At 33.6% G+C, this 10,504-nt stretch carries 3 protein-coding genes; all 3 read right to left on the reverse strand.

Annotated features, from left to right (window positions below):
• Window positions 1–113: 113 nt before the first annotated feature.
• Entirely contained in the window at window positions 114–4,634 is a 4,521-nt protein-coding gene (locus tag D1816_RS00795) for a polysaccharide lyase (RefSeq protein ID WP_118500823.1), read from the reverse strand.
• Between the two features lie 162 nt (window positions 4,635–4,796).
• Window positions 4,797–6,629 (reverse strand): polysaccharide lyase, encoded by a 1,833-nt coding sequence (locus D1816_RS00800; protein WP_118500824.1) that lies wholly within the window; start codon window positions 6,627–6,629, stop codon window positions 4,797–4,799.
• A 68-nt stretch (window positions 6,630–6,697) separates the two neighbouring features.
• Window positions 6,698–10,117 (reverse strand): cellulase family glycosylhydrolase, encoded by a 3,420-nt coding sequence (locus D1816_RS00805; protein WP_118500825.1) that lies wholly within the window; start codon window positions 10,115–10,117, stop codon window positions 6,698–6,700.
• Window positions 10,118–10,504: the final 387 nt, after the last annotated feature.

Below are 10,504 nucleotides of genomic sequence, written 5' to 3' on the forward strand. Positions count from 1 at the left end.
TCGTTTGGGTTTACAATTAAGATTTAAATTATATTGCTTAGAATGGTATTTAGATATTTTTGATGTATTATTTTCCATTTCTAAACATACTTTGTCAAATCATGCATTTAATACTATTGTTTAACAAACAATATTGATTTTTGAAACCTAGTTGCTTTTATCAATAAAAAATAAGACCCAGATGGTAATTCTGAAATCTCTAGGATCTCGGTTGTATTTTCTGTATCGGCTTCCTTTAAAACTCGTCCATCTAGACTTACTATTTGTAGCTTTTTTAGGCCGGGTAACATTCCAGTAATTGTATATAAAGATGCAACAACAGGGTTAGGATATCCTTTAATTTGTAATATGTCTTCTATGAGTTTTGAACTATTACAATTAGGCTCAGATGAAGAATTACTAAAGTAGATTGTGAAATTTCGGTTTTTCGAAACCAGTACGAAATTGTTTCCATCTCTTGCAACCCAATATGCCCCATCTAAACCATTAAAACCGGTATTATTTAATGTAACTTCTGGTTTTGTGTTTTTTAATTGAAAAGACATCGTATTTTTAAAATCCACATACCAATCTGGTGATCCATTATTAGTATTAATTGCGAATTGATACAACCCATTATTTTGTGGTACCCAATTGATTGTGAATTTTCTGAAATTAGAAAGATCGGGCCCATTATCTCCAAGAATATGAACATTAGAGTATGCTACTTTATCCATAGCGGGTATTCCATTATTTGATGGAGTATCAAAATTACAATCAGTCCCATCACCATCTGTGGCTTTTCTTACGGTTAAAATAAAAGACGCTTCTGCAGTACTGGCATCATTATCTGTTGCAACTACTTTAAATATATGATCTCCTGCAGAAAGGTTAGTTACTTCTCCTGGATATGGAGACCCATCATGTCCCCATTCATAAGGGGCTATATTCTCTTGTCGTATAAAATTGTTATCGATATATAATTTGACATTACTAATAGAACCATCGCTATCTGACGCATTCGCGACTACTTTAAAATCAGAATAGCCTTCTTGAACCGAAATATTTCCTGTAGGAGAAGAAAAGGATACAGCAGGAGGGATGTTTTCATTTGGATTAGTATTGTTTTTAGTGATTAGTATTACCCAATCTTTAGTACCATTATTTGGAGCATTCCCTAAAGATCTGTTACCTCCTCCGCTAATATTTGTTATGGAACCATTTTTCAAACTACCACCATTTCTAGGATCATACCATTGTACTGTAAATTGACCATTTTGTCCATTTAGATTTAAATTAGTAGAACCTCCATTTTTTAGATATACCACATAGGCTTGACCTTGTTTTGCGTAGCAGTAATCACTGGTATTTGAAGACAACGAATTATTATTTCGCATTTGAGTTAATGGAAGATTGGCGATCTCAAAAAACCGAATTGCGTGTCGGCCATAATCCCACCATTTATCTCTACTTCTAAAATCCTGAAGTGACAAGTCTGAATGTGCATTTTGATATCCAAAATACCATTCGTTACCCCATCCACCAGCGAGTAAGGTTGCCCACATGGCATTTTTTCGGCCATCTGTATGAGAATTTGCGGCGTTATTATCTGGTCGAATTGCATGTTGTGCATCTCCAGGTTCGTCGCATGCAATAGCCCATTTTTTTCCGGCATTTCTAGAATCATCGATACCTTCTTTTACTTTACTAAAGACATTACTAAAATCAGATTTATTAGTTTGTAATGAAAAACCGGTTAGTTTTGATTGATTACCTGTGAGGTAATCAGGAAAATCATTTGGGTGTTTATGAATAACAACATGATGACGATAAGGATCATTTTTGAAAAAATATTCTGCCATTGAACGTTCTTGTGTTGGTGATTGGTCTACCGGTTGAGGGCCACCTCCATTCTCTTCTCCTAAGTTCCAGTTAAGTGCTAAATTATGACCAAATCTTGCAATTAGTTCGCGATAATATAATTTACGCTGTGTTCCCGTATTTCCATTGTCAAGTAATATTTCATTTTCGGTCTCCTGAGTTTTAAAATGTGCAAAGATTCCGTTTTGTTGCATATGTTCAATAACAATAGCCCATTGCGCCAGTTTAGAAACATCTATACGCGTGCGTTGATTATTGTTAACGTATGGGTATACATTTTCATCATCTCCATTAATATTCATTGTTAAAAAAGACATTGAATTTAATCCTTCACTAGCGATATAATTTACAGCTCCTATTAACCCTTTTCCCTTACCATTTTTCCAAGTAGGATCGCCATTATTCCAATCCCCGACATGTGGCGCATAATTCTTCCTTCTATTTCCTGCATTGGGGGTATTGTCAAAATCGGTATACGCCAATAAATTCTCAGGAGAATCTGGCCCTTGCTTAATCATATATTCTCCTGTTTCAGCAAATTTCAGGTAATGTTCTCCTACATATTGTAAACGTCCTTTTGCTCTAAAATCTCTACCTGTTTTGTCTGAAGTACTAATCGTAAAAGATCCTGTTTCTCCTTCCATAAAGCCTGCAACAGTTCCTCCAGTATTGCTATCGTTTACTGCCACGTTATTTCCTTTTCTAAAGGAGACTTTGTAGTTCCATTTACCAGTTTTATCTGGTGCAAAATGTACTCTCCATTTATTACCATTGGTAGCTGAAGTTTGTGCTGCTTTGCCATCGGTAGCATAATAACCTGGAACTATGTATGAAGGAGAACCACTTTGGTGGGTAAAAGTTACATTTAATCTATAATTTAAAAACGGATTGTTACTAGCAGTTTCAGAGGTATTAGGACCATTAAACGTTAAAGTTACTTTATGCCATTTTTTTAACTCACCTGTTATAGAGGCATTGGTGTTATTTCCACCATTGTCACATTTAGTTTCTTTGGCAGCAGCAAAAGCAGTTGTATTGTTAACAGAGCTATGTCTTAGCAATATTCTATCGACATTCCATTTTATAGATCGTCCGGATAAAGTTAAAGTATAGGTTTTTCCTGCTTTAAATTTGTAAACAGCATTACGTTTATTAGTTTCTCCACCGGCATCTAATTGTTCTGCCCATCCCCAACCTGTTGCAGGACCACCAAAAAATTTGGTATCTTTTCTTAATAAAGATTCTGGTGCGTCATCATTATGATTATTACCAGAGTTGGGACCTGGATCAAAATCTCCACTCATTTTTACATATCCATCATTATTTTTATCTTGAGGTTGTCCGTCTAACCGTTTTCTAGCTCTAATATATAAACGATAAAATCCTGCCTTATTAATTTTAAAAGTATATGTTAAAGGAGAGCTTGGAGGTCCACCGTTAGAACCATTTCCTGTGAATTCCAGGTGACCAGATCCAGAAAACCCTGGGTTATTCGTTTTTTTCTTCCATAGGCCTAAAGTAGAATTGGTATTTTCGGCTTCCATTACAACAAGACCATCTTTTTCTTCGTAGGTATCACAACTATTATTATCTCCTCCATCAGAAGAATCTGAAACAGAAAAACTTTTTGTAGCTTCATTTTTGGCTCCGTCATTATCGGTAACGATAACTTTTATGGTATAATTACCCTCTTGAACATTTGATATAGTATAAGGTGTAAAGTTTTCTCCATCAGTATCGACTAGTGTACCGTTTACAAAAACTTCGTGTTTTACAATAGTTCCATCTGGATCATTAGCATTGATATCCACAGAAATATTAGCGCCTTTAGGGTAGTTGTTATTACTTGGACTTGTAATAGCGATTGAAGGAGGTTGGTTATTTGTATTACCTGTGTCAGAACAGTTTCTCCATACTTTAATATTATCAAAATATACATAATCGGTAGTAGGGGACCACCAAACTTGATCATTTGCTGCCCCTCCTCGATACGTATTCATAATCAACGCATTAATTTTGACGTCTTTTTTTCCAGGAAGTCTATATGTAATATTGGTTTCATTTAATAATAATTTACCGTCAACATACATTTTTAATACTCCATTTTTCTTTCCTAATGTATTAAGTTTAACATATTGTTTTATGGTATACCATTTATCTTTTTTGATATTTCTAATAATGTCGTAATCAACACCACAACGCGTATTTTTTTCTGGAAAATAGGTGTATACTACAAGTTTTGGAGCAGCAGTACCTGCTCTATTTGTTCGCCACATTAAACGACAAGAAAAGCCATTATCAATATTACCTTGATTTGTAGTACATCCTGACGGAATTGCACCAGGGTTATTTTTAGAAGATCCTCCTAGACCAGGAAGTTTACCGCCAGCAGCCCATTTGAAATTTTTATCAAACTTGACTCTGTATTCTAAAATTGCTTCATCTGCATTATCAAAAGAACTATCAAAAAGAAAACCGCCTTTTCTACCACTTGCTGCATTCTTGATATATTCTGCACGTAATTCTCCATTAATTACACGAGTTTTTTGTGGCCAATTGCCACCTATACCTCTAATTTCACTAGAGGTTCTACCAGAAACCCTAGGAAAGTCACTTTTGAGCATTGATAAAGTATATTCTTTATTTTGATTTGCGTATTTGCTAAAGTTTTGATTAATAACCAGTTCATTACTATTACAATTTTGTGCACGGACACTCGAAACTATAATTAATAAAATGATTAATATCTTTATTTGATTTGAGTTTGTTTTCATGATGAGTTTGTGTTTATACTATTTAGTTTGTGGAGTAGCTATAAATTTTAAAAGCCTGTTGTTTAAGTATATTGCATTATTTTACTCACTATACAAATGATTCAAAGTGTTGCTCTTTGCGTTTAAAGTTTATTCTGAATCAATATTTTAAGTTTAAACAGTTTAGTCTTTGATAAACTTTACCTGTTTTACTTCTTGATGAAGAGACCATATTTTTATGAAGTAAATACCCTTATGTAGTGTATTGACAATCATTTTAAGGTTTTCTTGTTTTGATGAAATTGGATTGGAAATAACTCTTTGGCCATGTAATGTATAGATATCTACACGGTATGCCGAAGAAGGCAAATCTTGAATAAACAATTGATTTTTAACTGGATTGGGATATAATCTAAGATTTTTAGCATTGTTAATCGAGGTTATGCTTTGATGCTTAGCTATCATGCATAAAGGAGGTTGCGATGAATTACTGAAACAAACTAAAGTTTCTTTATTTTGTGATTTCATGATTAGTTCACCGTTTTGCAATGTAACCCAATAAGTATCATCAAGACCATCAAAACCTGTATTGTTGAGAGTTATTTCTGGTTGAGGATTTCTAAGTTGATAATGGGCTGTTTTAGAAAAATCAACATACCAATCGGGATAACCGTTATCTGTAATTAAGGCAAACTTGTATAGAGTATTGTATTTTGCGCTCCATTTGATAGATAGATTCACAAAATTACTAAGAAAACTTACATCTTGCACTCCCATAATGTGGACATAATTATAGTATACATTATCCAATCCCTGTATCCCCTTTGTATCAGGTAAAATGAGTGAGCACGTAGTATCACTTTGTACTGTTAAGGTTAAATACGTTTGATTAGTTTGGCCTTTGTCATTTGTAGCTACAGCTTTAATATTATATACGCCTGGTATGAGATTGTTTAGTTCATTTGGATTTGGAGATCCAGAATGACCCCATGTATATGGAAATTTTCTTTCTTTTCGTATAAAATTATCATTAACATATAATTTTACATCAGAAATTTTACCTGTAATTGATTTGGCTATAACTTCTAAATCTAATTCATATCCTTCTTGAACAATTATATTATTTTCGGGGTTTTTAAAAGAAACTGAAATAGGATTGTTGTTATCGTCTCCATTGTCATTAATTCTTGTTTTTGAAACAATAAAATCATCAAAATAAGCATATTGATCTTTGGTAGGTTTATAATCATTACTACTTCCTCCAAAAAAAGTAGATAAGTATATAGTATTAAGTCGAATATCTTCTTCGTTATTTTGACGATAATCTCCATTGTCTGTGATATCTATGGCTAATTCTCCATTAAGCCATCCTCTCATGATTCCGTTGTTTTCACCAGCCGTATTGAGTTTATGATACACTTCAATATGATTCCATTGACCTTTTTTTAATTTCACTTGATCTGGTTGTGGACCTCCGGGTTCGTTATAGGGATCGATTAAACTCCAATTTACAGAGGCTTTCCATTCACTCCAGGTTGGTCTTGTTTGGAAGTGATTATAAAACTCTAAAAGTCCATCCCGCCTCCACATTAATCGTAAAGACATATTTCTATCTCGTGTTTGATATGCCAATCCTGGTAATTTGGCACCTGCTCTAAATTCGAAATCCGCAGGAATATAAACACGGTAACTAAAATAAAGTTCATCAAACGATTCATAATTCTCCCAATAAACTTTGGTATGCATGCCACTATCATTAGTCTTGACTTTTCCTTTGGGGTATTTAATCTTAAGAACATTCCCTTTATCTTGAAATGAAGATATTGATACTCGCCCCTCATCTGCACCTTTACAAAAGTTTACTTCAAAGGCTTCTTTAAACTCTTCAGCATTATATAAACCGGTTCTTAAGTGGTCAAAATTATTTTTGTATATCTCGTTTTGTTGGCTAAGCAACGTAGTCGTATATAAAAACCAAACCATCAGGATAAGGTTTCTTTTAGTAAAGAAAATCATTGATTTTATATTTTGATTAAATTTCCAGGAGAAAATATTTTCTCCTGGATTTTAAAATTAAAAGAGTGTTATTTTTTAGAAAAAAGCATGGATGTAAAGTATCCCGAACCTCTTATGATAACCATATATAGACCGGTTTCAAGAGAAGATACATCTACTAATACTTTATTGTCGTTTAAAGGCTTTTTTATAATAGTTTTACCTTGTATATCTGTTATTTGGATTAAAGTTCCGTTTGGGGAGATATTTGATATGGTTAGCATTTCATTCTCAATTGGATTTGGATATAATACCATTCGTGCACTTTTACCATCTAGTATAGACGGAGTATCACGGTTACCTTCACAATTGGGTACTATGTTAGAATTATTGAAGTAAATACTGAAACTTTTAGTTTTAGAAACCATTACAAAGTTATCTTTGTTTTTTGTAACCCAGTAGTCGCCATCTAAACCTGCAAATCCTGAATTGTTGATCGATATGCTGGGATTGCTAGAGTTAAAATTATGAGTCATAAAATCTCTTAGGTCGGTATAATAATTTGGTATACCATTGCTCGTATTAATCGAAAATTGATATAGTCCGTTTTGGCTAGGGTTCCAGTTAATTCTAAATCTCCTAAAATTGCTTAGATCTGGGCCGTTAGTACCTAGAATATGAACATTAGAATAAGAAGCCTTGTCGAATGCCGGTAAGGAAGAAGAAGTAGGAGTGCCAAAATTACAACTATTAGGGTTTGGGTTATCCGGATTACCAGAATCGTCAATCTTAGTGATTTTAAACCAATTTATGTTCCAACTCTTACCTGTTGCAACTAACTTTAAAGTTTGATTTCCTGCAGATAAATCAACTTTTGTAGTTATAGTTGTCCAATTTTGCCAACCTCCTGTATTTGGGATTGATGTCTTGTCTTTGGAATCATTATTGATCCTAAAATCCACTTCACCACTATCAAATTTACTGGCTACGCGATATTCTATTTTATATTCAGCTGATTCAGGGATTATTATTTTATATTCTAAATAATCACCAACATCTATCCATCCTACATTTAGACCACCTCCTATATCAGTTGTGGATTGGGTTTGTATACCTTGCATATTGCAATACTCTTCAGCTTCAATTTTTGCAGATATAGCAATACCAGGTCCATTACATCCTTTAGGTTGTTCATCTTCAACTTTAAAAGTAACAACATTAGAAGTTTTTGTTGCCCCATCATTATCTGTTGCTTTTGCTGTTAAAGAATAATTGCCTTGGACTGCATTGTTAATGGTATATTCAAAAGGGAATGAGGTATCTTGACCAATCTTTTGATCGCCGTTAAAGAATTCGACTTTTTCTACAGATCCATCAGGATCAGAAGTTGAAGTATTAATTTTGATTGTACTTCCGGTTTCAAAAGAAGCTCCTGTACTTGGTGTGGTGATTTTTATGTTTGGAGATTGATTACCTCCTCCTTGACACGGTATGATGTTCCAAGTTGGACATGATTGTATCACAAAATTTGTTGTGCCATCACTAATTGGAAAATCATTGCTATTTGGATTCCTGGTATTATTCCAGATATGAATTTCTGATGGACTACCACCTTTCTTTCGAGCAGTAGGTATTTGATCGGCTTTGGTACCTAGATTAAATGTATTGTCAAAAACGGCATTTCTAAAACCTGTATTATATCCCGTTTTTCGATCTTGAAAATCAATACCACTGGCAAGAACGTTAGAATTATCTCTATTAAACGTGTTATTGAAGACAAATGTATACGCTCCTTTAAGGTCTATAAATGCATCTGCACTATTTTCTCCTGAAATTCCCTTAGCAGAAAATGTACAATTTTTAATAATAGTATTTTTTGTACCTTCTTTTACATCTACACCTTCAGCAGTTACATTTGGACCAACTATACAATTATCAATAGTATTATTATTACAATCAGGATTATAAGGATTGTTGTGTTGTTTTCTATCGGATCCGATATAAAGCCCTTCACCAATTCCTGGTTTCTTAATTCCTGTGTTGTATACAGAACATCCTTGGACCAAATTATTACTAGACCCATCTCTTAAATGTATACCTTCTTCACCTATATCATGTACAGATACGTTTACTATTTGACTATTACTAGACCTATCTAGGACGAGACCTTTGGACCCTTCTTTGAGTTCTAGATCTTTAATAATCCAATGATCCCCAAGAATTCTCATAATGTAACCATCGTATTTGTTATCGGGACCTTTCAAGACTGGTCTATTTGAAGCATTTTTACCTCTTATTATTATTGGTTTGGAGGCAGTACCATCAGCACTAGAATAAAAACGAGATGCTTTGCCATCATTATCAGGAAGATCTGTTTTTTCTAATGCAGTATAGGTTCCCGGAGCTATTATGATTTCATTTCCTGGTTTTGCATTTTTCATAGCATTAATGATACAATCCACAGTATTACAATTAATAATACCTCCAGAATTAGGTGGATTTCCGTTATCATCAGACCAGCTCTTAATAATATCTTTAATGAAAACTCCAGTGTCTGTTAACTCATTGTTTTTTAATCCATTAATTCCTTTTCCATTTTTAACAATAGAGGCTCCTTCGGGCTTATCACTTACTGCCCAGTTTACGTGACTAATGTTATTTTGTTTAAAAAAAGCCATCCATTTTTGTGTTTCGGCTTGATCTGTAGCTCCATTTCCATCTGCATTAACAGATCCCCATTCTGTTGCAAATAATGCAATCCCATTATTCATTGCTCTTATGGCTTTATCTCTAAGCCCTTGACTATGAGTTCCTGCGTAAAAATGTAATGTATATGCAGTATTTACATCATTAATAGGATCGTTTGATGCAATATCAACGTCTTGAGACCAAGTTGGTGAACCTACTATGATTAGATTATCGGGGTCTTTTGAGCGAATAGCCTTAATTACAGCAGTTGCATACGATTTAACTTCGGACCAAGATTGGCGTATTGGTTCATTATAGATTTCATAGATGATATTATCTTTATCGCCATACGTTTCTGCCATTTCTTTGAAAAAATCAATAGCTTCATTTTCATAGTTTTCGGCTTCGTGTGTATGCCAATCAATAATAACATAGATTCCCTTTGCAATGGCGGCATCTATAACCTTTTTTATTTTTGTTTTTTGAGCAGAGGGGCTGTCGATATATCCGTTTCCATTATCCCAGCTTTCTTTTACGCCCATCGCAACTCTAATGATAGAACTGTTCCAATTATCAGATAAGTGAGTTACAGTTTCGGCTGCGTAAAAGTCGGAAGTATCCCCGGCATTACTCCAAAATAAACTATTACCCGCAAGACTAGTTGGAGTATTAGTTTTGTCAACTATGGTATTTCCTTTTACTTGCAATCTTCCATGTTTTTCTACAATAGATTGAGCAGAAATTTGTAATGTTAATAGGAGAAAGATATAAAGCAAATGTTTAGAAAGATTCTTGATTAAAAAAGAATAATTTGTTTTCATTGTCATGATTTAGTGAGTTTGTGTGTTAATTTTTAAATTAATGCATACCAATACAGTATACATCATCACATAATAGATGTTGTTCTTTAAAAAATGATATTACTTTTAAATAATTACACGATAGATCATGAAAGAGGAAACTGGATCTAATCGGTGTTTTACACAATAGTTTGTGTTATAAACGAAATTTTACATACTTTGGGACTCTAACAATTTTCATAAAATGTGTTTTACGTTATTACTTAATTTCTCCCAACTTGACTTAATTTAATACAATCAATTTTTGACTATTAATTACAGGGGTAGTCGTAATCAATTTTCAAGAACAATTTTAGGTATTAAATAAATTCTAAAAGTCCGATTCTAGGGGGGAATAAGTACAAATAC

This window comes from Aquimarina sp. AD10, assembly GCF_003443715.1.
Classification (GTDB): Bacteria; Bacteroidota; Bacteroidia; order Flavobacteriales; family Flavobacteriaceae; genus Aquimarina; species Aquimarina aggregata.

Bases quoted from the DNA above. Each gene is read 5' to 3' on its own strand.
- D1816_RS00795 (WP_118500823.1), bottom strand. From the start codon at position 4,634: ATGAAAACAAACTCAAATCAAATAAAGATATTAATCATTTTATTAATT.
- D1816_RS00800 (WP_118500824.1), bottom strand. From the start codon at position 6,629: ATGATTTTCTTTACTAAAAGAAACCTTATCCTGATGGTTTGGTTTTTA.
- D1816_RS00805 (WP_118500825.1), bottom strand. From the start codon at position 10,117: ATGAAAACAAATTATTCTTTTTTAATCAAGAATCTTTCTAAACATTTG.